30 protein-coding genes are annotated in these 25,447 nt (G+C 41.2%); 26 read left to right on the top strand and 4 right to left on the bottom strand.

The annotated features are described in order from the left end of the window. Positions 1-126 precede the first annotated feature (126 nt). From EV579_RS07970 to EV579_RS07930, 9 genes are all read left to right on the top strand, one after another. Entirely contained in the window at positions 127-1,290 is a 1,164-nt protein-coding gene (locus tag EV579_RS07970; protein WP_133744235.1) for an acyl-CoA dehydrogenase family protein, read from the top strand. Between the two features lie 125 nt (positions 1,291-1,415). After that, positions 1,416-2,204, top strand: coding sequence for a BPU family class D beta-lactamase (gene blaBPU, locus EV579_RS07965; RefSeq protein ID WP_133744234.1), 789 nt, complete (start codon positions 1,416-1,418; stop codon positions 2,202-2,204). A 110-nt stretch (positions 2,205-2,314) separates the two neighbouring features. Beyond that, entirely contained in the window at positions 2,315-2,929 is a 615-nt protein-coding gene (locus EV579_RS07960; RefSeq protein WP_243837395.1) for a hypothetical protein, read from the top strand. A gap of 141 nt (positions 2,930-3,070) precedes the next feature. Next, complete coding sequence (locus EV579_RS07955) at positions 3,071-3,391, top strand: YxiJ family protein (protein WP_243837394.1); 321 nt, start codon at positions 3,071-3,073, stop codon at positions 3,389-3,391. Positions 3,392-3,604: 213 nt separating this feature from the next. Next, positions 3,605-4,474 (top strand): alpha/beta hydrolase, encoded by an 870-nt coding sequence (locus EV579_RS07950; RefSeq protein WP_133744232.1) that lies wholly within the window; start codon positions 3,605-3,607, stop codon positions 4,472-4,474. Between the two features lie 72 nt (positions 4,475-4,546). Further along, on the top strand, positions 4,547-4,903 hold the full coding sequence (hxlR, locus tag EV579_RS07945; RefSeq protein ID WP_029708013.1) for a transcriptional activator HxlR: 357 nt from the start codon (positions 4,547-4,549) through the stop codon (positions 4,901-4,903). A 239-nt stretch (positions 4,904-5,142) separates the two neighbouring features. Then, positions 5,143-5,775, top strand: coding sequence for a 3-hexulose-6-phosphate synthase (hxlA, locus tag EV579_RS07940; protein ID WP_133744231.1), 633 nt, complete (start codon positions 5,143-5,145; stop codon positions 5,773-5,775). After that, the gene (hxlB, locus tag EV579_RS07935; protein ID WP_133744230.1) at positions 5,772-6,329 is read left to right on the top strand and encodes a 6-phospho-3-hexuloisomerase; all 558 of its coding nucleotides are present in this window, start codon (positions 5,772-5,774) and stop codon (positions 6,327-6,329) included. The genes hxlA and hxlB overlap by 4 nt, the downstream gene beginning before the upstream one ends. A 137-nt stretch (positions 6,330-6,466) precedes the next feature. Continuing rightward, positions 6,467-7,192: a DsbA family oxidoreductase gene (locus EV579_RS07930; protein WP_133744229.1), complete on the top strand. Its 726-nt coding sequence runs from the start codon at positions 6,467-6,469 to the stop codon at positions 7,190-7,192. A gap of 146 nt (positions 7,193-7,338) precedes the next feature. Here EV579_RS07930 and EV579_RS07925 read toward each other — a convergent pair whose 3' ends face one another. Further along, a complete protein-coding gene (locus EV579_RS07925; RefSeq protein ID WP_133744228.1) occupies positions 7,339-8,427 on the bottom strand; it encodes a GntR family transcriptional regulator in 1,089 nt (362 codons plus the stop codon). 273 nt (positions 8,428-8,700) lie between these two features. Between EV579_RS07925 and EV579_RS07920 the strand changes: the two genes are divergently transcribed. From EV579_RS07920 to EV579_RS07905, 4 genes are all read left to right on the top strand, one after another. Next, the gene (locus EV579_RS07920) at positions 8,701-10,326 is read left to right on the top strand and encodes a xylulokinase (RefSeq protein ID WP_133744227.1); all 1,626 of its coding nucleotides are present in this window, start codon (positions 8,701-8,703) and stop codon (positions 10,324-10,326) included. Further along, positions 10,320-11,024 (top strand): L-ribulose-5-phosphate 4-epimerase, encoded by a 705-nt coding sequence (locus EV579_RS07915; protein ID WP_133744226.1) that lies wholly within the window; start codon positions 10,320-10,322, stop codon positions 11,022-11,024. The genes EV579_RS07920 and EV579_RS07915 overlap by 7 nt, the downstream gene beginning before the upstream one ends. A 17-nt stretch (positions 11,025-11,041) precedes the next feature. Further along, entirely contained in the window at positions 11,042-12,463 is a 1,422-nt protein-coding gene (gene araA / locus EV579_RS07910) for an L-arabinose isomerase (RefSeq protein WP_133744225.1), read from the top strand. Between the two features lie 81 nt (positions 12,464-12,544). Next, complete coding sequence (locus EV579_RS07905) at positions 12,545-13,885, top strand: sugar porter family MFS transporter (protein ID WP_034622781.1); 1,341 nt, start codon at positions 12,545-12,547, stop codon at positions 13,883-13,885. Positions 13,886-13,925: 40 nt separating this feature from the next. Here the strand turns inward: EV579_RS07905 and EV579_RS07900 are convergent, their stop codons facing one another. Then, positions 13,926-14,138 carry a hypothetical protein gene (locus tag EV579_RS07900; RefSeq protein WP_024427922.1) on the bottom strand — a complete coding sequence of 71 codons (213 nt, stop codon included), beginning with the start codon at positions 14,136-14,138 and terminating at the stop codon, positions 13,926-13,928. A 247-nt stretch (positions 14,139-14,385) separates the two neighbouring features. On the opposite strand from EV579_RS07900, the gene EV579_RS07895 reads away from it, so the two are divergent. The 13 genes from EV579_RS07895 to EV579_RS07835 all read left to right on the top strand — a co-directional run bounded on the left by EV579_RS07895 (position 14,386) and on the right by EV579_RS07835 (position 23,608). Continuing rightward, entirely contained in the window at positions 14,386-14,679 is a 294-nt protein-coding gene (locus EV579_RS07895) for a spore coat protein (RefSeq protein WP_024423071.1), read from the top strand. A 51-nt stretch (positions 14,680-14,730) separates the two neighbouring features. Then, positions 14,731-15,297: a GNAT family N-acetyltransferase gene (locus EV579_RS07890; RefSeq protein ID WP_326494374.1), complete on the top strand. Its 567-nt coding sequence runs from the start codon at positions 14,731-14,733 to the stop codon at positions 15,295-15,297. Positions 15,298-15,313: 16 nt separating this feature from the next. Further along, positions 15,314-15,868 (top strand): hypothetical protein, encoded by a 555-nt coding sequence (locus tag EV579_RS07885; protein WP_044332172.1) that lies wholly within the window; start codon positions 15,314-15,316, stop codon positions 15,866-15,868. Positions 15,869-16,027: 159 nt separating this feature from the next. After that, positions 16,028-17,431 (top strand): polysaccharide deacetylase family protein, encoded by a 1,404-nt coding sequence (locus EV579_RS07880; RefSeq protein ID WP_133744224.1) that lies wholly within the window; start codon positions 16,028-16,030, stop codon positions 17,429-17,431. A 106-nt stretch (positions 17,432-17,537) separates the two neighbouring features. Beyond that, positions 17,538-17,723 (top strand): hypothetical protein, encoded by a 186-nt coding sequence (locus EV579_RS07875; protein WP_044332168.1) that lies wholly within the window; start codon positions 17,538-17,540, stop codon positions 17,721-17,723. A 243-nt stretch (positions 17,724-17,966) separates the two neighbouring features. Continuing rightward, positions 17,967-18,392 carry an NUDIX hydrolase gene (locus EV579_RS07870; RefSeq protein ID WP_133744223.1) on the top strand — a complete coding sequence of 142 codons (426 nt, stop codon included), beginning with the start codon at positions 17,967-17,969 and terminating at the stop codon, positions 18,390-18,392. Positions 18,393-18,427: 35 nt separating this feature from the next. Continuing rightward, the gene (locus EV579_RS07865) at positions 18,428-18,829 is read left to right on the top strand and encodes a hypothetical protein (RefSeq protein WP_133744222.1); all 402 of its coding nucleotides are present in this window, start codon (positions 18,428-18,430) and stop codon (positions 18,827-18,829) included. A 29-nt stretch (positions 18,830-18,858) separates the two neighbouring features. After that, a complete protein-coding gene (locus EV579_RS07860; protein WP_025092863.1) occupies positions 18,859-19,152 on the top strand; it encodes a DUF3986 family protein in 294 nt (97 codons plus the stop codon). A gap of 216 nt (positions 19,153-19,368) precedes the next feature. After that, positions 19,369-20,205 carry a transketolase gene (locus tag EV579_RS07855; protein ID WP_025092864.1) on the top strand — a complete coding sequence of 279 codons (837 nt, stop codon included), beginning with the start codon at positions 19,369-19,371 and terminating at the stop codon, positions 20,203-20,205. Beyond that, positions 20,202-21,167 (top strand): transketolase family protein, encoded by a 966-nt coding sequence (locus EV579_RS07850; RefSeq protein WP_133744221.1) that lies wholly within the window; start codon positions 20,202-20,204, stop codon positions 21,165-21,167. Before EV579_RS07855 ends, EV579_RS07850 begins: the two co-directional genes overlap by 4 nt. A 9-nt stretch (positions 21,168-21,176) precedes the next feature. Then, the gene (locus EV579_RS07845; protein ID WP_044332162.1) at positions 21,177-21,935 is read left to right on the top strand and encodes an SDR family NAD(P)-dependent oxidoreductase; all 759 of its coding nucleotides are present in this window, start codon (positions 21,177-21,179) and stop codon (positions 21,933-21,935) included. 126 nt (positions 21,936-22,061) lie between these two features. Then, positions 22,062-23,429: an MFS transporter gene (locus EV579_RS07840; RefSeq protein ID WP_025092867.1), complete on the top strand. Its 1,368-nt coding sequence runs from the start codon at positions 22,062-22,064 to the stop codon at positions 23,427-23,429. A gap of 38 nt (positions 23,430-23,467) precedes the next feature. Next, on the top strand, positions 23,468-23,608 hold the full coding sequence (locus EV579_RS07835; protein ID WP_117590472.1) for a GapA-binding peptide SR1P: 141 nt from the start codon (positions 23,468-23,470) through the stop codon (positions 23,606-23,608). Between the two features lie 100 nt (positions 23,609-23,708). Here the strand turns inward: EV579_RS07835 and EV579_RS07830 are convergent, their stop codons facing one another. Next, positions 23,709-24,410 carry a FadR/GntR family transcriptional regulator gene (locus EV579_RS07830; protein ID WP_122631133.1) on the bottom strand — a complete coding sequence of 234 codons (702 nt, stop codon included), beginning with the start codon at positions 24,408-24,410 and terminating at the stop codon, positions 23,709-23,711. Between the two features lie 134 nt (positions 24,411-24,544). After that, positions 24,545-25,279, bottom strand: a complete 735-nt coding sequence (gene sigK / locus EV579_RS07825; protein ID WP_122631132.1) for an RNA polymerase sporulation sigma factor SigK — start codon at positions 25,277-25,279, stop codon at positions 24,545-24,547. Between the last annotated feature and the right edge of the window lie 168 nt (positions 25,280-25,447).

Raw genomic sequence — 25,447 nt, 5'->3', positions numbered from 1 at the left:
TGACAGATGTACTTAATATTGATAAAATTTAACACATTAAATCCTATAAGTAAAGTGTGTTTTATTTATTCCGATTGGAAAAATGAGATATCATAGATTGTGAGAAACAGAGGAGTTGGATACGTTTTGTCTAAAGCATTATTTGTCGATACCGATTTTCAAAAAACATGGCTCAATCAGCTGGAATCTCTTCGTGAAACGATCGAACAAAACGCAAAAAAACATGATGAAGGCGCTTATTTTCCTAAACAGAATATCGAATCATTAGTAAACATGGGATATACAACCCTGTCTCTTCCCGCTGAATATGGAGGCGGGGGTCAATCTGTAACGGATATGGTTCTATTTCAAGAAACGCTTGGCAGCATGGACGGAGCGACTGCCTTATCAATTGGCTGGCACCAAGGAGTTGTTGGTGAAATTTATGAAAAGAAACTATGGAATGAGAAGCAGCTGCAATTCTTTGCGGAAGAAGTGAGGAAGGGTGCCCTTGTCAACCGCGCTGTAAGTGAGGCGCAGACAGGCAGTCCAACAAGAGGCGGCAAGCCTGGGACAACAGCGATGAAATCAGGTGATCGCTGGGTGATCAATGGACGTAAAATTTTCACTACGATGTCACCAGCTCTCACATACTTTTTAGTCGGCGTATGGATTGAAGAAAAAGAGGCGATGGGATTTTTCTTAATTCACCGTGATACAGAAGGTGTTTCTATAGAAGAAACATGGGATGTTGTTGGCATGAGAGGAACAGAAAGCCATGATTTAATCTTAGATCAAGTTGTGGTTTCAGATGACATGCTTGTTGAAGTGCAAAAAGGACCTCGGGGCGGTACGTTAAACCCTTGGATCGCACATATTCCTTCCTGCTATTTGGGGATTGCGCAAGCGGCAAGAGATTATGCAGTTCAGTATGCCATCACCCATTCACCAAACAGTATCAGCGGAACGATTAGTGACCTGCCGAATGTCCAAACATTGATTGGCGAAATTGATTTACTATTAAAGCAAGCACGCCACGTCATGTATTCAACGACAACATTGTATGAAAAGCCTGAGAAAAGAGAGCTGTTACTCAATGAATTCGGTGCTGTGAAGTATACAGTCGTAAATCATAGTCTGCAAGTGGTTGATAAAGCCATGCGTTTAGTCGGTGCAAAAAGCTTGAGCCTAGACTGTCCGCTGCAGCGTTACTATCGAGATATTCGTGCTGGGCTCCATAACCCGCCAATGGATGATATGACGATTTCAAAAATCGCGAGGCAGGCCATAGAAGAGAAAAAAGAAAGCTAATATGATCAGAAAGCCGGATGAAACCGGCTTTTTTTATTTGGCAGAAAAGAGGACAAGCGTACCTTATGTCTCATCACTCAGGCATGCTACAATCGATACAAATCATAGGAAAAGGAGCGGTTTTTTTGAAGAAAAAGCATATGAAATGGCTGTTTTCAGGCTTCATGCTGATGGCACTTTGTATCGGCCAGCCTTCATCAAGTGAGGGAACATCACCAGCGTGGTCAGTAGATGAATTCATGAAAGACCGGGAAGGCACATTTGTCATCCAAGAAGTAAAAGAAAAATCGCCATGGGTGTATAACAAAAAAAGAGCGAACAAACGCTTTGCCCCACAATCAACATTCAAAGTGGCAAATGCCCTCATCGGACTCCAAACAGGCGCAGTGAGAGATGAATATGACATCAAATATTGGGACGGAGTAAAAAGAGAAATTGATAACTGGAATAAGGATCATACACTGGGCTCAGGCATGAGAGATTCAGTTGTCTGGTACTATCAAGCCATGGCGCGTGACATCGGAGAAGAACGCATGAGTCATTGGGTGAAAGCCATTCATTATGGGAATGAAGACATATCAGGCGGAATCGATCAATTTTGGTTAAGCAGTTCGTTGCGCATTTCTCCAGTAGAACAAGTCCATTTTCTTAAACAACTATATGAAGAAAGTCTTCCATTTGACCTGTCTGTCATGAGAACCGTCAAACGAATGATGATCCAAGAAGAAGAGAAACATGCCACCCTATACGGAAAAACAGGCTCCGGCTCAGGCATCGGCTGGTACGCAGGCTTCATCAAACATGAAAACAAAACCTACATCTTCGCCACAAATATCGAAGGCACCGGGCTAGAAGCAAAAGAAATCACCTATCGTATTTTGAAAAAATATCATTTGATTGAAGCATCCGTTTAGGATGCTTTTTATATATAAAAGGTGATATTTTGATAAGATGATGATATATGGGTTAGTTTTAGGAAAATAATAGTGAAGTCACTTGAGTGTTGTAGAAAGGGGGCTTTTGCTTGAACCAGCCTGAGCACTTATTTGTTCGTTCAGAAAAAGAATTCAGGTTCTATCAGAATCTAGTGGATCATGTATTTGATCAAAATAAAAGGCTGCCGCAACAAGTCTTCCGTAAGAATTTTGATTGTTTTTTGTTTCAAGAGTTTGAGTGGGCATTAAGTGATGATATATTACCTACAATCAAGGATTTATTAAATTCAACAAGTGATAGAGAATTTTTGACCGCAGTCCTTAAGCCAGATCCAGTTGATTATTATTTTAAGGAGTTTGGTTATTACAATTGGCTGAAAGCGAGTGTGAACATTTCCGGTGAGGATTATGTAAATGCACTATGGACGCACCCAAAAGGTTCTATAGCGGATAATATAATTACGAACTCAAACATAGTGGTTTGGTTATCCCGTTCTTTGCAGTGGGCGATTCTAGCAGATAGGGATTTGGAAATTTGTATAATTAGGTATGGTATCAAAAAAAGATTGTCCCCAAAATATTTTATTAGAAAAAGGATGGAAACCCAGGATCATTCCGTTTTAGCAAATTGGTTAGAACTGTTATTGAAGGATCAAAAAACATTCAATGAATATTTCAGTCAATTGCTATCAAATTATTCGTAATGTTACTTGTGGTTTAAATTGGGAAGTATCAATTACTAATGATAGACAAAGAAATGATTATCAGTAATGTCTATATATATAAGGAGCATAAGGCCATGAACATCAGCCAAGAGCCAAGATAAAACAGCATTAATCAATGATTTGAAGCAGCGCTATCAATATTGTTTTCATTCAGATTCCCCTGAAGAGATCCTATCTTTTGAGGAGGAAGCTGGTCTGTGGTCCGATGATTTTTATGAATTTTTCACCCTTGTGACAGGCAGCTTAAGTTATGTGATCGATCATAAACGAATTCCAAAAAAACAGTTAAACGTGCTGCGTCAGTCATTTGAAGAGCAATATCCTCAAATCAAATCGTTTCAACACATCCTTGAATCGTATTCTTTATTACATTCCTATATTCAGTACCATGAAGAAACAAGAAAAATCATTGCATTTATAAGCTATGACATTGATTTTTAGATGGAAAAATCCAGAATCTAATTCCCGATTTCGATGTCAACCCTCTAGAGCAAATCAATGAATTTCACCACTTTAAGGAGTATAATAAATATTACGACTTGACCAATTGTTTTGCACGTGCACATCCCATATGAATTTAGTATTGATTGAATCGTGCTAGTTTCTCTACATATCTGCTACTCATGCTTCCCCATCCCAACACAGAAAGGTGCAATGACATTGAATCGAATCATGAAATGGCTCTTATTTGCGGCGGTCATCGCTGGTTTATTGGTATGCGCATTCTTTGTGTTCCGTTTCAACCAGCCTAAGCCCACAACCAATATCCATTATGCAGACACACAAAATAAACAGCAAACACTCGATATGTATATGCCAAAGGGCAAAGATGAAGACAAAAAGAAGAAGCATCCTGTGATGATCTATCTCCATGGCGGAGGCTGGACAGGCGGCGATAAGAATAGAGTCGCTTCAAAGGCTGATTATTTTACAGGTCAAGGGTATGTGTTTGTTTCGATGAATTATAGGCTTCACCCTGATGCTAATTACGAGCAGATGGCAGATGATACAGCAAACGCCATTAAATGGGTGAAGGATCATGCGGATGAATATCAAATTGATTCATCAAAAATCAATGTCATGGGTCACTCAGCGGGCGGTCATTTGACGGCGCTGGTTGCCACAGATTCGACCTACTTAAAACGTGTGGGGCTGTCGCCAAAAGCGATCAATTCCATCGTGATTTTAGATGGACCGTTAAACCTCAATCAATTTATACAAGCTATCCCATCGTACAAAAAAGTCTTTGGCAAACAAGAGAAGAACTGGACAAAGGCATCACCTGTCACTTATATGAATGAAAAGAATGTACCGCCTGTCTATTTGGTGACGGGCTGGGAAAATCCTGAGGTGTACCGATTTGCAGAAAAACTAAATCATGATAAAGGCTCTCGGTTTGTTTTTCGGGTGCATACGCTGAGCCACAGTGACTTGAACAAATGGTTTGGATCAGACAGAGCGCCAAAAGAAGCACAAAAAATGACAGAGGCTGTGATGGCTTTTGTCAAAAAACAAAATCAATAACGAAGACCGTATGCTCGGGCAATTCTTTTTGCCGCAGTATAATGATAAAGTGGTTTGAAATTAAAGGAGTGTATGTTGTTGTCATCACGAATGGAAAATAAAGTGTTCAACTGCGAAAAAGAGCTGACGCTGAATATTATCGGCGGTAAGTGGAAAATGCTGATTTTATGGCATCTAGGCAGAGAAGGGACAAAACGTTTTGGTGAGTTAAAGTCGTTAATGCCTGGGATTACGCAAAGAATGCTTGTCAATCAGCTAAGAGAATTAGAGGAAGATCACATTGTGCACCGGGAGGTTTATCCTGTCGTCCCGCCAAAGGTTGAGTATTCTCTCACAGAACTAGGAGAAAGCTTAATGCCGATTTTAGAGGCGATGTATGATTGGGGAAAACAATATCTCGACAGCAATTTCTTAAAAGATGATAAATAGAAAGATGACCGATTGTAGACAAAGGGCTAAAATAACTTTATTGTAGCCCTTTGTCTTTACTCTGAGATACTGGCCAAAAGACAGTATCTTTTTTGTAACCATATGCGGAAAAGTATAGTATGTAAAAAAAAAGTGCGTACTTGGATTGCGTTATTCCTGTTGTTATACTCATTTCATCGTTCAAGATGCATCATCCGCGGAGCTCTTGAAGATGAGATGAAAAACGGGAGTGAAAGTTGATGAAATTACAATTAGCATTAGATTTAGTGAATATACCAGAGGCGATTGAGCTGATCAAAGAAGTAGAGGCATCCATTGATGTGGTCGAAATTGGGACACCTGTTGTGATTAACGAAGGGCTTCGTGCTGTAAAAGAAGTCAAGCAGGCTTTTCCGAATTTACGTGTACTCGCTGATCTGAAAATTATGGATGCTGCCGGCTATGAAGTGCAGCAGGCCTCCGAAGCAGGAGCAGATATCGTCACCATTCTTGCAGCGGCAGAAGATATGTCTATTCAAGGAGCGGTGAAAGAAGCAAAAGCAAGAGGAAAACAAATTTTAGTTGATATGATTGGCATCAAAGATATCGCAGGCCGTGCAAAAGAGCTGGATGCGCTTGGAGTCGATTATATTTGTGTGCATACAGGCTATGACCTGCAAGCAGTTGGTCAAAATTCATTTGCTGATCTTATGACGATTAAACAAGTTGTCAAGCAGGCGAAAACAGCGGTTGCAGGTGGAATTAAGCTTGATACGTTACCTGAAGTCGTGAAATTAAACCCTGATTTAATCATTGTCGGCGGCGGTATCGCAAGTCAGGACAATAAAGCAGAAGTAGCGGCACAAATGAAGCAGCTGATCGCACAATCATGAAGACCAGCGACTATGTGAAAGTCATTTTAAATGAACTTTCTGAGCATTTGTCAGCCATTCAAGATGAACAAGCAGAGCACCTGGTTACAAGTATTTTATCCGCACAAAAAGTCTTTGTGGCAGGTGCGGGCAGGTCTGGCTTGATGGGAAAATCGTTTGCGATGAGACTTACGCATATTGGCGTCAAGGCTTATGTGATTGGTGAAACGAATACGCCTTCCTTTACAGAAGAGGATCTTTTGATTGTGGGGAGCGGATCTGGCCGTACAGAGTCTTTGCTTGTCCTTGCAAAAAAGGCAAAAGCAATTGGCGGAAAAGTGGCAGCGTTCACGCTTTCTGCTGAGTCACCTTTAGCTGATCTATCGGATGAAGTCATCTTATTGCCAGGTGCACCGAAGGATCAACAGGATGGAAACCATCATACCATTCAGCCAATGGGCTCACTATTTGAGCAGTCGCTTCTTCTGATATACGATGCGGTCATTTTAAGGTTAATGGAAATAAAAGAGCTCGACACACATACAATGTACGGTCACCATGCAAATTTAGAGTAGATATTTTCAAAGCCTTTCCTTTCATAAAAGGAAAGGTTTTTTCATTTATCAAGAACAGAATCTTGACATCATCTATTTGATGTAACTATAATTGTTACATCGTTAAAGAAAAAGTGCAGCACGGAAGGAAGATGAACATGAAAGTACAAATTTGGTCAGATATCGCCTGTCCTTTTTGTTATATAGGAAAAAAACAGCTGGAAACAGCGCTAGAACAATTCCCAGAGAAGGATCAGGTAGAGATAGAGTTTAAAAGCTTTGAGCTTGATCCCCACGCACCTGTTGATGTCGATCATGACGTTCATGATATGCTCGTCAAAAAATATGGCATGAGCCGCAGCCAGGCCATGGCGATGAATGAGCAGGTGAAGCAGGCCGGCAAAGAGAAAGGGATCGATTTTCAATTTGATCCGCTCGTGTTGACCAACACCTTTGATGCCCATCGATTGGCGCAATATGCTGGTCAAATGGGGAAAGGCGATTTCGTTATGGGAGAGCTGTTTCAAGCATATTTTACAGATGGAAAGCATGTTGGTGATCGTCAAACCCTTTTACAAATTGCAGAAAAAGCAGGTCTTGATGAGAAGGAAGTACAGCAAGTTTTGGGCAGCGAAGCATTTGCCGATCATGTCCGAAAAGATGAACAAGAAGCGAGACAGCTTGGGATCAATGCTGTTCCGTTTTTCTTGATCAATGACAAGTATTCAGTTGCAGGTGCGCAGCCAGCCGATACGTTCCTGGGTGCACTTAAAACAGCTTGGAAAGAGGAAGCAGCTCAGGCAGAGAAAGCTGCTGACAATGCGTTTGAAGCGGCATGTGCAGATGGCGTATGTGCGGTGCCTTCCCCTAAAGAAGAGGCGTAATAGATATGTTCCCTATCTTTTTATAAGATGGGGATTTTTTATTGTTAAAGGATGAGGGGAAACCCATGTCTTTCATTTCAGGGATCCGACCTATTCACGCCTTATGCTGGAATTCTAAAATAAAATGAGCCACTTGGAGTAAGGGCTCATTTTATTCGTTTGATCGTTTCACCTGGAACCAATTCAGGCTCGTAAAACGTTTGATCAGGGAGATTCTTTTTTCCTTGTACTTTTTTAATCATCCAGTCTGCTGCATCACGGCCCATTTGCTCCTGAGGATGGGTCAGTGTTGTCAGCTTCACATGGGCATTTTTCTGAGCGATATACGAATTATCCTGTCCAATAATCGAGAGATCATCTGGAATGGACAGCCCGATTTCGCTGCATACATTGACTACTTCTAAACCCACCTCATCGTTATAGCAAACAAGGGCAGTCAGCTCATGCTGGTGCGCCATCAGGAATGTGTTAATTTGCTCCCCCAAATGCTGCTTCGATTCTGTATCGAAAAAGAGCACATGCTCAGGCAGGAAATTAAGCTTAGCTTCACCTAGCGCTTGAATATAGCCCTTCATCCGATATTTTCCTTGTAAATCATCTGTTTTTGAAATAAGCCCAATTTGCTGATGGCCTGAGGTGATCAGCTCTTTTGTGGCTAAATAGCTGGATTTTACATCATCTAAACAAAGAAAAGGAACCTCTAGCTGCTCATAATAGGCATTGATCATAATGAGCGGTACATCCTGTTCTTTAAAGGATAAGTAGTACGAAATGTTTGGGTTATATAAATTGCTTTTCGTCGGCTCGACAATAAGTCCGTCCACCCCAAACGACAGCATCATTTCCAGCGCTTTTTTCTCCTGCTCAACATCGTTATTTGTACTTGCCAGTAACAAGGAATAGTTCTCTTCGTTTAAACGGCTTTCAATGCCTCGAATGATAGAAGGGAAAATGTAATCGGATATGTATGTTGTAATCACCCCAATCGTTTTCATATGTGCATGTCCCGCAGGTTTTGTTTGATATTGATTGGTCACAAATGTGCCTGAACCTTTTTCGCTGCGCAAAAATCCTTCGCTGGACAATTCCAAGATGGCTTTTCGAACTGTATGTCTGCTTACTTGATACATGTCTTGCAGGCTTGATTCGGTTGGAATACGCTCCCCGATCCGATAATCCCCTGTGAGTATTTTGCTTTTTATATCATCAATAATGATCTGGTACTTCTTTTTCATCGTTTCACTTCTTTCTCAGTTGATCATCTACTCGGATTGAGAAGAAATTGTATGGACATATTTTAACATGGTTGTCGGATCAAAAACAGGCGCTTCCCTTTTCTGTTATGACCCCTTCAGAAAAAATGAAAGTTTTTGTCGCATTATGTATGTACAACTATATTTATTATTGACATATGTACGTACAAATATTATATTGTGATTGTACCAGAGAATCAATGAATCTCGAAAAAGAAAATTGAAACCGCTATCAAAAATGGGGGTGAACGTAGAGTGGATCACAAAGAGACGGCCAAAGCCTTGAAAGAAGGACGGACATCTTTAGGCATTGAATTTGGTTCAACACGAATTAAAGCAATTTTAATAGATGAGGAATTTCAGCCAATTGCACAAGGTGCATATGAATGGGAAAGTTTTCTCCAGGATGGAATATGGACGTATAACTTAATTGATATCATTACAGGTCTGCAAGTGGCGTATCGAGAGATGAAAGAACAGGCCGAGCAAAAGTATGGTGTGACCATTCAAACCATTGGCTCAATCGGGGTATCAGCGATGATGCATGGCTATGTGGCATGTGATCATACAGGAGAGGTTCTCGTTCCGTTCCGAACATGGCGGAATGCAACGACCATCGAGGCGAGTCAAAAGCTGACAGACGTATTTCAATTTCATATTCCAGAAAGATGGAGCATTGCCCATTTGTATCAAGCGGTATTAGAAGATGAAAAACATCTATCCCGATTAGAATATATGACCACTTTGTCAGGATATATTCACTGGCTGTTAACCGGAAAGCAGGCCATTGGTATTGGCGATGCGTCAGGGATGTTTCCGATTGATGAACAAACGAAGGACTACAATGAAGAAATGCTCCAGCAATTTGAAGCATTGATTGCAGAAAAAGGCTATCCGTGGAAGCTTCGCCACCTTCTGCCGCGTGTCTATTTGGCAGGCGAAGAGGCTGGCGTGTTAACGGCAGCAGGGGCAGCCATTTTGGATCAAGGAAAACATTTGCAGCCAGGCATTCCATTTTGCCCGCCGGAAGGTGACGCTGGAACGGGCATGGTGGCGACAAACAGTGTAGAAAGACGGACCGGGAATATTTCTGTTGGGACGTCGGTTTTTGCCATGATTGTGCTGGATCAGGATCTAAAAGGTGTGTATCCAGAAGTAGACATGGTTACGACGCCGGATGGACTGCCAGTTGCGATGGTTCATGCGAATAACTGTACAAGTGACCTAAACGCTTGGATGAATTTATTCAAAGAGGCATTTGAAGCACTTGGCCTGCAAGTGGAGTCAGAAAGGTTATACGAATCCTTATTGCAGCAAGCTTTAGAAGCAGATCGAGATGGCGGCGGACTCTTAAGCTATGGCTATTACTCTGGTGAAAATATTACGAGACTGCCAGAAGGAAGACCTCTTTTTGTCAGGTCTCCTGAAAGCCGCTTTAACCTTGCTAATTTCATGCGTACCCATTTGTTCTCTGCTTTTGGTGCTATGAAAATAGGCATGGACCGATTAAAGGAACAGGAACATGTAGTGATTGACCGCTTACTAGGGCATGGGGGATTATTTAAAACACCGCTCGTTGGACAAAAAATGGTTGCCGCAGCGCTGAATACACCTGTATCAGTTGTTTCAACAGCTGGAGAAGGCGGTGCGTTTGGGATGGCTGTCCTTGCTTCATATATGGTCCATCATCAGCAGCAAACATTGGCTGAATTTCTCACCCATCGCGTATTTGCCCATACATCAGAAGAGCTCATGGAGCCCGATCCACTCGATGTCAAAGGCTTTGACGAATTTTTAAAGCGCTATCAAAATGGGCTTGCGATTGAAGAAGCGGCGGTAGCACATCTGATGCCAACGAAAGGAGTGACGACGGTATGCTAGATCGCTTAAAAGAAGAAGTGTATCAAGCAAATTTAGATTTGCCAAAATACGGACTTGTGAAATTTACATGGGGTAATGTCAGTGCATGTGATCGTGACAGTGGTTTGTTTGTAATTAAGCCGAGCGGCATAGCGTATGACCAACTATCAGCAAAAGATATGGTCGTGGTGAATTTTGATGGTGAAGTGGTGGAAGGAGAATTGAGTCCTTCGTCAGATACAGCTACACATGCAGTTCTTTACAAACACTTTGAGGAAATTGGCGGCATTTCACATAGCCATTCCATGTGGGCAACCATTTGGGCGCAGGCAGGACTTGATTTACCAGCAATGGGCACAACACATGCCGATACATTTTACGGCGCCGTTCCGTGCGCTCGTTTTCTAACAGAAGAAGAAGTCAATCGCGGCTATGAGGTAGAAACGGGCAAGCTGATCATCGAAACGTTTGAGAAAAGAAACCTAGATGTGATGGCGGTGCCGGGTGTATTGCTTCAAGGTCATGGTCCATTTACATGGGGGAAGGATGCAAAAAGTGCGGTCACAAACAGTGTGATTTTAGATGAAGTCGCCAAGATGAATCTTTTTGCCAAGCAATTGAACGAATTTGCTGAGCCATTGCCGCAGCGAATTTTAGATAAACATTACTTAAGAAAACATGGAAAGCATGCGTATTACGGACAAAAACCTTCAACATAAAGAAACGAGGGATATCTATGTTAACAAGCCTGAAAAAAGAGTTTTGGTTTATTGTTGGGTCACAACATTTATATGGTGATCAAGCACTGCAAAAAGTAAAAGCAGATGCACAAAAGATGACGGATGCTTTAAATGAGAGCGGTTTACTTCCTTATCCAGTGATCTTGCAGGAACTGGCTGTCAGTGCCGATCAAATCACAAAGCTTATGAAAGAGGTCAATTATCGCGATGAAGTTGTCGGTGTGATGACGTGGATGCATACATTTTCTCCAGCAAAAATGTGGATACGCGGCACTAGTCTTTTGCAAAAGCCTCTTTTGCATCTTGTTACACAATATTATGAAAAGATTCCGTGGGACACGATCGACATGGACTATATGAATCTCCATCAATCCGCACATGGAGACAGAGAATATGGCTATATCAATGCACGTTTAAATAAACAAAACCAAATTGTGACCGGTCATTGGTCTAAGCCGGAAGTGCAGCAGCAAATTGCTGATTGGATGGACGTTGCGGCAGCCTATCATGAGAGCTTTCACATCAAAGTAGCCCGGTTTGGTGACAACATGCGGCATGTGGCTGTGACAGAAGGCGATAAAATCGAAGCGCAGATTCAATTAGGATGGACCGTTGACTACTTTGGAATAGGCGATCTCGTCGAATATGTAAATGCAGTAGAAGACGAAGAGGTAGATGCATTATTTGCTGAGTATTTAACGCAATATGATGTGAATTATGGAACGTATTCAGTTGAAGAATGGGAAAAAAGTGTCAAGGTGCAGGCGCGATATGAGATCGCCATCAAACGTTTCTTAGACGAAGGCGGCTATAATGCCTTTACAACAAACTTTGAAGACTTACATGGGATGAAGCAGCTGCCTGGACTTGCGGTACAGCGGCTGATGGCAAAGGGATACGGCTTTGCTGGGGAAGGTGATTGGAAAACAGCCGCACTGGACCGCTTATTAAAGGTGATGAGTCATCATCAATCCACTGGATTTATGGAGGACTACACGTATGAAATGACGTCTGGAGAGGAAGCAGTGCTGCAATCTCATATGCTGGAAGTAGATCCAGCGCTCGCTCATACAAAACCTGTCATTGTCGTGTCTCCACTTGGGATCGGAAACCGGGAAGATCCAGCACGTCTTGTGTTTGATGGAAAAGCAGGCGATGGTGTCGTTGTCTCCATTGCGGATTTTGGAACACATTTTAAATGGCTCATACAAGAAGTCGAAGCCTTTGAGCCAGAGGAAGCAGCACCTCATTTACCAGTTGCGCGTGTATTGTGGAAAATCAAACCGAATTTTCAGGATGGCGTCAAAGCATGGATTAAAGAAGGCGGAGGCCACCATACAGTCGTGTCTCTCAATTTAACGGTTGATCAAATTGTTCATTTTGCAAAGCTTGTCGATGCAGAATATGTGGTTTTATAGAAGGGGGAAAGGTCTTCTGCTGGTTACAGTAGAAGCACTGGGTGAAATGAAAGCGGTTAATTAAGTGAGGGGGTCATCCACTTGGAGAAAAAAGTGTCAAGCAAATTTATCTTCTTTTTCGGGTCCTTTGCAGGCATCTTATTTGGATATGATATTGGTATTATTGCAGGGGCGGAAGGACATATTCAGCAAGAATTTCAGCTCAGCCCATTATGGCTTGGAATCGTTGTCTCTTCATTAATGGGCGGGGCCATCATTGGCTCCATCTTAAGCGGTCTTTTAGGGGATAAATTTGGCCGCAGAAAACTCATTTTGGTCTCATCCGTGATCTTTTTTGTCGGGGCGATCGGATCAGCTGTCGCACCAGAAGAGATTTCACTCACCATCGCTCGAATCTTTTTAGGGACAGCAGTAGGAACAGCTTCATCTTTGGTTCCGGCTTACATGTCTGAAATCGCTCCTGCTAAAATCCGCGGGAAATTATCTGGGCTCAATCAGCTCATGATTGTAACTGGACTATTACTCAGCTATATTGTTGCATTTGTGTTTGAGCCCATCCCAGACAGCTGGCGCTGGATGCTGGGAAGTGCCGCTTTATTTGCGATCGTGCTTTATATTGGTATGCTGAAGCTTCCTGAATCTCCGAGATATTTGATTAAACACGGAATGGCTCATAAAGCACGGGAAGTATTAGGATCACTGCGTTCTTCTCGTGAAGAAATCGAATCAGAAATGCAGGAAATTTTAGAAGTCGCAAAAGAAGAACGCTCGGGGATTCGTGAATTGTTTCAAAAGAAATTCAGAATGGCTCTTTTCATTGGGGTTGGAATGGCAACCCTTCAGCAAATTCAAGGCGCGAACTCCATTGTCTATTATGCAACGAGTATCGCTCGGAATGTAGGGCTTGCACCTCAAGTTGCCGCAGGTTTTACAGTCATTGTCGGTGTTATTTTTGTCGTCACGACCGTGATCTTTTTACAATTTGTTGACCGCTTCGACCGCCGAACGATTCTCACCGTAGGAGGGTCGGGCATGGCTCTTTCTTTCTTTGCTCCAGCCGCATTAGGGGCACTTGGCGTTAGTGAAGGAATTTTAAACTGGGTAACATTGATTTCACTTTGCTGCTTTATTTTGTGCTATGCCTTCTCGTGGGCACCGATCACCTGGATCATCATCGGCGAAATCTTCCCGCTTTCTGTCAGAGGCATCGGAGCAGGTATCTCTTCTGCCTTTAACTGGACCGGATCGTTAGCAGTTGGACTCGTTTTCCCTATTCTGGCTGATCAATTCAGCTTTGGGGTCATTTTCTCCTCATTCGGGGTCATCTGCTTAATCGGGCTGTTATTCACCCGATTTGTGCTAGTCGAGACAAAGGGAAGAAGCTTAGAGCAAATCGAAACCGATATGGCTGCACGTGTATAAATAAAGAAAACCATCTATCCCATGTGGGTAGATGGTTTTTTTACTCAAGCGTCTGTTTGAGCTCATTTGGCAGTAAATCAATCAATTGATCATAGGAAGACAAATCCAGCACTTCAAGCAGCGCGTAATATTTCGCATAGATTTCACTCAGCTGATCAGGATGGTTTGTTTGATATTGATTCAGATGTAATTGAGTTAGTTCAAGTGCAATGTCTAGCTTGTTTCGTTCGAATGGCTGTGTCGTGTTGATCATATCGTTCACCTCTTATTTGATAATGAGTGGAAAAAATGCATTGAATAAAAAGAGCTGATATTTTGTTTTCATGGATGACCTGTCTTCGTAAGATATCATTTGTATAATATGTTAAAATTGTCCTTTTGTAAAGAAAGAGAAAACTAGATAGAAAGTTTTTTTAAAAAATAGACATGCATCTAATCACGAAAGGTGCCTCTGACATACGATAGAGTGTAAGTGAAAGACAACTTGAAGGGGTGTTAAGATGAGCCGAAATCGATTAGATGATTTCTTCTTTGGACCTCGCAGAGGAAACCAAGGAGGAGACGAAACGGTTGTTTTCCCCACACGTCAAATTGTCAACACAAGAACGAATGAACAAACGATCAGAAAAATTCACCCAACGCATATCACAAACGTCAATAAAAACATCAAAAGAATCGAAAACTACTATCCGGTCACTGAATCGACTCACAACGAGTATATTGTAGAAGAATACGATTGCGGCAGTGATATCAAAAACCCTTGCTGCCGTCCGGTGAAGCGCTGTAAGTGGTAATGAAGGGGGCATCCTTTTATGGGATGCCTTTTTATATTTAGGAATAAAATTTTGATCCAAAGTTCTTTTCAAGATAAAATTAGAAGTATCCATCATTCTTTTGGAGGCGATTTTCTGAATATTCGATTGTTAACACCAGATGATGCTGAAGAATATGCAGCACTCAGACTAGAAGCACTGCGATTAAATCCAGAGGGCTTTGCGATGAGCTATGAGGAAGAGCAAATCAATACAAAGGATAAATATAAAGCGCGTTTTGCTTCGGCGAAATCTATGTGGTCTTTTGGTGCTTTTCATCAAGGGCAGCTTGTGGGGGCAGTCACGCTCATCCAAGAAACCTTGCAGAAGTTAAAGCACCGAGCGAATCTGACAGCGATGTATGTAACACCTAGTGCCCGCGGAGAAGGGGCAGGCCAAGCCTTGATGACAAAAGCGCTTTCCTTTGCGCGAGAACAGGGGGATATCGAGCAAATGTATTTATCAGTGGTGACTACTAATCACTCAGCCAAGCGCCTCTATCGCTCTGTTGGATTTGAGTCGTACGCTGTCGAAGAAAAAGCGCTAAAATGGACTGATACATATGCAGATGAGGAAAAAATGGTTTTATTTTTATCATAGTCTGGAGGAGATAGAAGTGGATCAACAGGCCATGCGTATCATATTAGCAGCAGGACCCAATAGTGAACTGGAATCTTTTGCCCTGCGTGCAGCACTTGAAAACTTCGGCGTGAAAGTCGATATGCATTGGATTGGAAGACCGAATGATCTGATTCATGTGTTATCTGGTAGAGTTAGAGGAGAAATAGATTACCTTCTTTTATCGTTTCACGGTGAAGAAGGAGCATTTATCATGCCTGAATTAGGGGAAGATGTATACGAAGATGAGGAGCCTAGAGATACTGCCTTTGGAGCGGAAGAAATCAAGCGGTATGCCTCATTAGAAGGAGTTCATGTCATCTCTACAGGCTGCACACTAGGAGAGAAAAATCTAGCAGATGCTTTCTTAGAGGCAGGGGCTGCATCTTATTCGGCACCGGACGATTACATCGATGGGAATGCAGCATTTATCTTTGTACTGACCATGCTGTACGAGCTTATTAACAATACAAAGACAGTCAGAGCGGCATTTGATCGAGCGCGTTCCATTGATGAAGAAACGAAATTATTTCAACTATATATGCAAAAGTAATTAAAGGACTGAGAAATCAAGTCCTTTTTTTATTCCTCTCCAAAAATGTGTCGAAAATGTGACAATTGTGTGATTTGCAAACTAAAAAGAGGGCATGCAAAGTCTATCCTACAAACACACGTCATTCAGGCATGACGGCATCACGAGAGGAGAATCATTGTGTCAATTAAATGGAAAGTCAGTCTCGTCCTATGCGGACTTGCGATGATCATCGGAATCGCTGCGTTTTATCATAATCAGCAGGCAAGCGGGACAGAGAAGAAGAAGGTAGAACCAGATGCGAGCTATAAAGAAGTTGAAATTGTGACCCTCGTGAATGACGGGAGATACTTGAGATATGCTGTGAACTATCCTGTGTTTCATCAAAAAAAGCTAGATCAAGAGATGAAAAGATTTGCAGAAACAGCGCTGGACAAATTCAAAACATCGTTTAGTGAAGCAAGCGATGTCGATGAAGATCATCGATACGAATTAAACATAGATTATGAGATTACTCATTATGCAAAACAAACTGCTGCGATCAAATTCAATACATATGAATGGAAAGGCGGAGTAAAAGGCGCACATGAAACGAAGATATTCAATTTTGATTTCAAGAAACAGCAGTTTTTATCAATAGATGATCTATTTTTATCAAAGAAAAAAAGTCTGCAAAAACTGTCTCAAATGACATTTGAGGAGTTAAAAAAAGATCGCTCTCTTGCGGAAAACGAGCATTTGCTTAAACAAGGAACATCTCCTGAGGCAGAGCATTATCAGTATTTTGCCATCAAAGATCGTTTTATTGAATTCTACTTCCCAGCAGGGCAAATTGCACCAGACAAGAAAGGTCCTCAAGTGCTGGCGATTAAGAAAACACTGCTTAAAGGAATGTTAAAGCCAGAATACATCAATAAAGAAAAGAACAAAAACGAGAAAAAAGAACCGATCGCAAAAAGAAAGATCGTAAAACTGCCAAAACAGGGAGTATTCAACCCAAATCAAAAAGCCATTGCCCTTACATTTGATGATGGACCAAATCCATCAACAACTTCAAAAATCTTAACAGCTTTAAAAGAAAACAAAGGCCACGCGACATTTTTTGTATTAGGAAGCAGGGTTCAATATTATCCCGATATGCTAGGTGAAATCAGAAAAGGTGGAAATGAAATCGGAAATCATTCCTATAACCACCCTTTACTCACAAGACTGCCATTAAAACAAGCCATCAAACAAGTAGAAGATACGCAGCAAATCATTGAAAAAGCAGGCGGGTTCACACCGACTCACTTTAGACCGCCATATGGTGGAACAAACGGGCAGATTAACGCGGCTGTCAACATGAAAGTCACACTTTGGGATGTAGATCCCGAAGACTGGAAATATCGCAACAGCCAATACGTTGCCAACTACATTCTTACCCATGCGTCTAGCGGAGAAACCGTCTTAATGCACGACATCTATGACACCTCTGCCAACGCGGCTGTCACGATCATTAAGGAATTGACCAAACAAGGATATCAATTACTAACAGTCTCGGAGCTTGAGCAGTGGAAGGAAGCACGGGCGAAAAAGGTGAATTGAATACGTAAAAAGATGCGAGTCTTAATGGATTCGCATCTTTTTTAAAGCCAATTATGAGAATGAAGGGAAAATATGTTAAAGTGATTGTAGAAAGGGAGGGCTTCGAATGGTATTGATGAGGTTGATCAGCATATATATGCTGACAGCGTTTAGTTTGGGATTTGTCGTAAACTATGTACCTGGTTTGATGCTGCCCATCTATATTCTTGCGATGATTGGGCTCATTTTATGTCTTGCTCATATTGCGCTTCATTATATTCGGCGAATCAGAAATATGTTATTTGATGAGTAACGGGAAAATTTCTCCTATGGCAAAAACCTCCTGCTAGATGCGTGAGGTTTTATTTTTTCGGTTTTTGCTGTTCTAACAGTTGGATGATTTTCTCGTTGGACGCTTTGATTTGTCTCAAAAGAGAAACGATATTTCCTGTAAATCCCACGAGCACAACCAGTATAATAAGAATGATAAAATGAACAGTTCGTGTCATATATAGAGGGCAATTGATGTGAATGGAGAATGTTGAGGGGGATTTATTTGAAACGAGTAGACGTAGTTTCAGCTATTATTTATGACGAGGAAGAAAATCTTTTAACGGTCAAGAATGTAAAGGGATATTGGGAACTTCCAGGCGGTGCTGTGGAAAAAGGTGAACACCTGCAGCAGGCTGTCATCCGCGAAGTGAAAGAAGAGACAGGGTATGTTGTCAAAGTAAATGAACTTCATTCGGTTCGAGAAGCGTTCTTTCAAGATAAAAAACATCATGCGCTTATCATTACGTTCTTTGCGGAAATGATCGGGGGAGAGATGAACATTCTAGATCCGGATCATGATATTGATGAAGTAAAATGGGTCAGCACTCAAACCTTTCAAAAGCTAAACCCAAAGCTATATCACATGCTAAAATTAAACCAACAAACACAAGCTTTTTATGATTTTGAGGGAAATAGAACAATTGGTTAAATCCAAATTGATAGAGGCATGAGGGAGCGATATTGATGTTTTTATACTACGGGCTTACAGGAGCTCCAGTAGAAAATCCGGGAGAAGAATTCATGAAAAGGATCTTCTTTCAGGAGGGTGAAGAGTATTGGAAACAAGGAAACGGAGAATCTTCCATTGAGATAGAGGAAGAGTGGGAAAGTGAAAGTCTAGTTTTCTTTTATACTGAACCGTATGGATTCTTTATCATCAGATATCCAGATTTTTTAGTCCCTTTTCAAAAGGTAGAAAAGATCGAAACGATCGAGCATTTGATCGCAGGATCACCATTGTATGTGCCATCATGTAGCTATGTTGATCGTAATCAGGCGTATGAAATCGTTCAACATTTTGTGACGACAAAAAAGGTACCGGACTCTGTTGAATGGGTCGAGTTGAGGAATATTGATTATCAGTAAGATATGAGAAGCTAAGGGAGCAAGATAAAGTGTGTACATATGAAAGAATACATAGTTTAGATGAGAGTATGCATTTACATGTAGGATATTATGAGCAAGGTTTTGATTATGAAGGCGTGTTTTTTAAGAGTTTAGAAACAGGAAGATGGTTATTGTTTTTTGATCAAAAAAGTTACGGGATAACGCTTTTAAAAGAATATGAGAAGTGGAAGGATCTTGGGTTATTGATTGGAGAATATTTGATTGAAGATGAACTGATTGAAGAGGAAGGCCATAAGCTTTTTGAGCGTTTTCTAAAAGAGAATAGCATAGTTGAAATGTAAAACATCACCAGATGATAGGGTGGTGTTTTTATTTCATTTAAAATAGAGTGCTGAATCTAAGTATCGAGAAAAGCAATATTTTATTTAAAAATTCAAAAAATAGATAGACAAACGCTTTCAAGAATTGTATAGTGATCTCATAAACCGCTTGTCATACAAGTGAACAAGTAACTAAGAATTCAAGTTATAACTTAAAAAATAATCGAGGTGATCGGAATGAAAGACAGAAGTGTGGCAGAACTCAAAGCAAAAGCCATCGAGCTCAGAAAAACGGCGATAACGATGATTTACGAAGCGCAATCGGGTCATCCAGGAGGTTCCTTATCAGCTGCTGATATCATTACCGCCCTTTATTTTAAAGAAATGAATATCAATCCCCAAAAACCAAATTGGGAAGATCGAGATCGCTTTGTTTTATCGAAAGGACATGTGGCACCTATTCAATATGCAGCTCTAGCTATAAAAGGTTATGTCTCTTTTGAAAACGTATACAAATTACGGCGGTACGGTTCACCTTTTCAAGGTCATCCTGATATGAAGAAATGTCCGGGAATTGATATCTCCACAGGCTCATTAGGTCAAGGACTTTCTTGCGGCGTTGGTATGGCACTTGCAGGCAAAAGGGATGAAAAAGATTACCGGGTATTTGTCATGGTGGGAGATGGAGAATGTCAGGAAGGGCAAATATGGGAAGCCGTCCAAACCGCAGTAAAATATCACTTGGATAACTTAATTGTGTTTGTAGACAATAACCGCCTGCAAATTGATGGCTTCTGCGAAGAAATTATGCCGCTTCAAGACATCGAAAAGAAGTTTGAAGTATTCGGATTTGAAACAAAACGAATTGACGGACACTCAATGGAAGACATTGTAGAAACACTGAATGAAGTAACAAAAACGAAAAATGGAAAGCCAAAATGTATTGTTGCCGATACCATTAAGGGCAAAGGCGTTTCCTATATGGAAGATATCTGCTCATGGCACGGTGTTGCGCCAAATGAAGAAGAATATGAGCAGGCATTAGAGGAACTAGCAGGAGGTTTAAAATCATGAGTCAAACTGAAAAAGCAGTAACTAAGAAAAAAGCGACACGTGAAGCTTTCGGTGATGAAATAGTTACATTAGGAAAAGAGAATCAACAAATTTATGTCATAGATATTGATATCGGCAAGTCATGCAAAACAGGAGAATTTATAAAGCAGCTTCCTAATCAGCATGTGAACGTCGGAATTGCTGAACAAAATGGTGCCGGCCTGGCAGCTGGTCTTGCAACAACTGGCAAAATCCCATTTGTCAGCACCTATGCAGTTTTCGGGTCGCTGCGTATGGCAGAACAAATTCGGCAAGAAGTATGTTATCCCAATTTGAATGTAAAGATCGCCTGCTCCCACGGTGGATTAACACCAGGAAATGATGGAGGGAGTCATCAAGCGATAGAAGATATGGGCGTTTTAAGATCATTTCCCAATATGACAGTGATCATGGGAGCTGACTACTACTCAACAAGAAAATTGATCAAACAGGCAGCAGAAACATATGGTCCAATGTATTTGCGTTTCACCCGAGATGCTGTGCCGATGATATATGATGAAAATGAAGAATTTATCATCGGCAAAGCAAAGAAAGTAAAGTCTGGTAAAGATATCGCGATTATAGCGAATGGAGATACAGTACATCTTGCCTTAGAAGCAGTCAAGGAATTAGAAAAACAAGGTATTTATGCAACCCTCTTAGATATGCATACGATCAAGCCTTTAGATCGAGAAGCTGTCATGGAGTGTCTGAATATTGGACCTATTATTACTATAGAGGATCACAATATTCTAAACGGATTAGGCAGTGCTGTATGTGAGATAGTGGCAGAGGAAGGCCGGGGGAGAGTCAAACGAATCGGTGTGCAAGATCGTTTTGGAGAATCCGCACCTTATGAAAAGCTTTTGGAGATCAATGGCATTACCATCGAAAATATAATCAAAACAGCTAAAGAAATGCTGAATAATTTCATAGGAAAGTAGGAATTAGCCATGTTTACCCTAAAAAATCAAGTTGCGATCGTAACAGGCAGCGGTTCTGAAAAGGGAATTGGGAGAACCATCGCATTCACTCTAGCCGAGCAGGGCGCTTCAGTCGTTGTAGCAGATATCAATCAAGAGGGAATTCAGTGTACTGTAGAAGCGATTAAAAATGCCGGTGGTAAAGCAATCGGTATAGAAGTAAATGTCACAAATAAAGAATCGATTGACCAGATGGTGAAAGAAACACTTGTGTCATTCGGCAGAATTGACATATTAGTGAATAACGCAGGTATTTCTCAAAAAGTAACAGTTCAGGACATGACACTAGAGGATATGACAAGAATATTCAGTGTGAATATGTTCGGTTTGTTCTTGTGTACACAAGCAGTTCTAGAAACGATGAAAAAACAAAGATATGGCCGTATTATCAACCTGTCTTCTGTATCAGCCAAAAGAGGAGGCGGTGTATTTGGCGGTGCGCATTACTCTGCTTCCAAAGCCGCCGTCCTAGGCTTTTCCAAAAACCTTGCCCGTGAAGTAGGAAAGGATGGAATCACTGTCAATTGTGTAGCTCCAGGTCTAGTGAATACTGATATCTGGAAGTCGCTTTCTAATGGCGAAGCAAAAAAGGTGATTGACAGTATACCGATTGGCCGCCCAGGTGAAACGAAAGAAATTGCGGCTGCTATTGCGTTCCTAGCGGCGAAAGAAGCCTCCTATATCACAGGGGAAGAGATAGATATTAATGGTGGTTCGCATATGGACTAGTGATATGAATGGAGTTGGGCATAGACTATGCCTCACTCTTTTCTATCAGTTGCATATTTGTAAGCGCTTTATAACGTGAGAGCTCACAAGTATAGTCAGACAAAGCTATGTTAAGGGGGAATCAGCTTGAATCAACAAGCATTGGAGAGATCTACGACTCGTAAGGTTACACTTCGACTAATCCCGTTTTTGTCATTATGTTTTGTTATCGCCATTTTAGATCGTGTGAACATCGGATTTGCTGCTCTGCAAATGAATGAAGATTTAGGATTTTCAAATGCTGTATTTGGACTCGGGGCGGGAATTTTCTTTTTAGGTTATTTTTTACTAGAGGTTCCGGGCAGTGCGATTATGTCGAAGATAGGTGCTAGAAAATGGATCAGCAGAATTATGGTGACTTGGGCAATTATTGCGATTTTAATGGCTTTTGTACAAGAACCATGGCAGTTCTACACGGCGCGTTTCTTATTAGGCGCAGCAGAGGCCAGTTTTTATCCATGTATGGTGTTTTATTTGAGCGGTTTCTATCAAACAAAACACCACGCCAAAGCCATCGCTGGATTTATGCTGGCAATCCCAGGGGCAAATGCAGTTGGCGCTCCGCTCTCAACCTTCCTCTTAGGGGTGAATTGGCTGGATATGTCCGGCTGGCAGTGGTTATTTATTTTAGAAGCCATCCCAGCTCTTATTCTTGGTGTCATTGCCTTTTTTTATCTAGATGACAAAATTGAAGAAGTAAAGTGGTTGAATAATGATGAGAAAGAGTGGCTTATTCATGTCACAACAAAAGAAAGACTTGAAAAAGAACAAGTCAAGCGGTATACCTTCGTTCAAGCTTTAAAAGATCGAGATGTACTCATTTTATCGGCAGGCTATTTCTGCTGGATGGTTGGGTTCTACGGTATTAACATGTTCTTACCGACGATCTCAAAGGGGTTATCTGACACAATTTCTTTGAGTACTCAAGGGATGGGGTGGCTTTTGGGTCTTATGTACACCTTTGCCATTTTGGTCATGGTGCTAGTTGGGAATCATTCTGACAAGAAAAATGAAAGACGCTGGCATGTATCTGCCTGTTTAACTGTTAGTGCGATTGCTATGATCATAAGTAGTTTTATTGCTAGCACAAGTGTGATCTTGTCATTTGTATTTTTAACAATCGCATTGTGTGGAGCTTTTGGCGCTTATTCTCCATTTTGGGCAATCCCCCCATCTTTTTTAACAGGCGCAGCAGCGGGTGGGGCCATCGCATTGATTAATAGTATTGGAAATCTTGGTGGATTTTTTGGACCTTATATAGTCGGATATATTAAAGATGTAACAGGTTCTTTTCACATAAGTATGATTTTCTTAGGTATCAGCATGATATTTGCTTCTCTTATTATTGTACTCTTAGTGAAACAGTCAGGAAAAGCACTGGTCGTCAAAGCAAACAACAAATCCAGCATCGAAGAGTCCATTTCATTCACAAAGAACAATGGTAAAAGTGTTTAAGCGAAAAACAATATCAAAACGAAGGAGCTGATATGAGGATGGAAAAGAAATCAAATGTGCCGCAAAACACGATTGTGTGCAAAGAATGTGAGGAAATGATTGATACAGCTCATGGATGTGAAGGTGTTAAGGTTTTATACGGAATATGCGAAAAATGCTTAGAATCAAAAAAACGTTGAAATGAAAAACAAAGGCGCATAACTCACAAGTTCGACTTGCGGTTAGACGCCTTTATTTGTTTTAAAAGAACTTTTTTTAAAATGTGTATAAGCGGAGAGATTAGCTTTTCCAGTAGCGATCATATAAATTTTGCATATGGTCAGTCATCCGTGTTACGGCTTCTGATGCGTTCCGCTCTTCTAGTGCTTTTATAATCATTTTGTGCTCTTGAAAGTTGATCTCTCGATAATCTGAACGAGTAACAGTCCGATCACGAATAAATCTCCACATTTCCTGTTGTTTCATAGCATTCGTAATAGAAGACATAAAGGTAATAAATAAATCGTTATGTGACGCTCTTGCAATGCCCATATGTAGTTGTTCGTCGGTTTCAGGAACATATACACCCGACCGTGTTTCTTCTTCCATTTTTTTTATCGTCTGTTTAAGCTCCTCAATCTCTTGATCGGTCGCTCTCAAAGCCGCAAAATGGATAATTAAAGGTTCAATGTGCATTCGGGCTTCCACAATATCTTCAGGAGATGCTGATTTCATAGAAAGAGTCCCTTCAGTGGTGATGGTCGTATTTTTAACGAACACACCTTCTCCTTGACGGGAGTAAATGACACCATTCATTTCTAATGCACTAAGAGCTTGCCTGACGGGTGCACGGCTGACGCCAAATTGTTCACATAGTTCTCTTTCAGAAGGAAGTTTATCTCCTACTTTAAAAGAGCCTAACTGTATTTCTGAAAGGATTTGATTATAAATCTGTATATATAATTTTTTATTAGAAACAGGATTGAATTTCATAAAAATCACTCCTTTCAATAGGTATTGTTATTTGTCATACAAGTATATTAATTATATACTTTTCAGATTTGAAGGGCAAAATAAAAACAGACCTTATGAGGGCCTGTTTTTATTGAAAAGTAGTCCTCTTTGAAGTTTTCCGCTCACTTCCCCTTCCCCTTCTCCCGCTTCCGTTTCTCCTTCTCCGCCCGGTAAAACTCATGAAACATTTTCATCAGCGCGCGCTTCTCAATACGTGACACATAGCTCCGCGATATCCCGAGCTCTTTGGCTATTTCCCGCTGCGTTTTTTCTTTCTTTAAATCAAGTCCGAACCGGCCGACGATCACTTCTTTTTCTCGGCCGTCGAGAATGTCGATATACTCCTTTACTTTTTCAAGCTCCATGTTGAGCTGAATGGTATCAATTACATCTTCATTTTCAGATTTTAAGACATCAATTAATGATATTTCGTTGCCTTCTTTATCCTGACCGATGGGGTCATGTAAGGAGACGTCTTTTTTTGTTTTTTTGAGTGCGCGTAAGTGCATGAGAATTTCATTCTCAATACACCGCGCCGCATACGTTGCCAGCTTTGTTCCTTTTCCAGAGGAATAGCTTTCGATGGCTTTAATGAGTCCGATCGTCCCGATGGAGATGAGGTCTTCAGCGTCTTCCCCGGTATTTTCAAATTTCTTTACAATATGGGCGACGAGCCGAAGGTTATGTTCAATCAGCATGTTTCTTGCGTGTTCATCGCCCTGTGCCATGAGGGCTAAGTATTTTTTTTCATCATCTCCCGAAAGGGGCTGTGGAAAGGCATTGTTTTTGACATAGGACACTAAAAACACCAATTCTTTGACCATCAATCCCATCGCTGTAAATACTCCTGCCACGATTTTCACCTCCACCATGTTTAGGCCGCTGCCTATATCCTCAAATGTATGTGAAGGAGGGATTGTCTGTGTCTGTACGATGAAAAATTCATCTTTATCAAAAAAATCGTGCTTCTGTTCGTCTCTTTTTTATGTTTGCGGTTTCTTTGCGGTGCTTGGCGGTCAAGAAGC

This window comes from Bacillus sp. BK450, assembly GCF_004364885.1.
In the GTDB taxonomy this organism is placed as follows: domain Bacteria; phylum Bacillota; class Bacilli; order Bacillales; family Bacillaceae; genus Bacillus; species Bacillus safensis.
The sequence above is the reverse complement of the archived record's forward strand: the minus strand, read 5'-3'. Positions and strand labels throughout refer to the sequence as shown.